This window comes from Faecalibacterium sp. DFI.5.82, assembly GCF_029076575.1.
Classification (GTDB): Bacteria; Bacillota; Clostridia; order Oscillospirales; family Ruminococcaceae; genus Faecalibacterium; species Faecalibacterium duncaniae.
This window is the reverse complement of sequence record NZ_JARFIS010000220.1, coordinates 1-338: the sequence shown is the minus strand read 5'-3', so window position 1 is coordinate 338 and position 338 is coordinate 1. Positions and strand designations below refer to the sequence as shown.

Annotated in this window: 1 pseudogene; it reads right to left on the bottom strand. The window is 52.7% G+C overall.

The window, feature by feature from the left end:
• Nucleotides 1-286 (bottom strand): annotated as a pseudogene (locus tag P0G09_RS16330) (1-acyl-sn-glycerol-3-phosphate acyltransferase); the annotation flags it as partial.
• Between the last annotated feature and the right edge of the window lie 52 nt (nucleotides 287-338).

Here is a 338-nt window from a genome sequence, read left to right as displayed (position 1 = left end):
GGATATTCTTCTGCCCTTCCACCGTCATCCGGGCCCCCGTAACGCGCATGATGCCCCGGCTCCAGCGGGGGATGTTGGCCTTGACGATCTGCTCCACCGTGTCCAGATCCCCGGCAGCCAGGGCACGCTCGGCCCGGCGCAGGGTGGCATAGTGCACGATCATATAGCCAAACAGATAAACGAATAACGCAATGGTGCGTAAAATGCTCAAATTCCTTTCCTCCTTCCGGCCCAAACGGCCAGTATCATTGTAACATACTTTGGGACAAAATGGGAGAGAACACACTTTTTTTACAAATACGTGCTTTTTAGCTTGCAAAATCCACAAAATCCGGGTA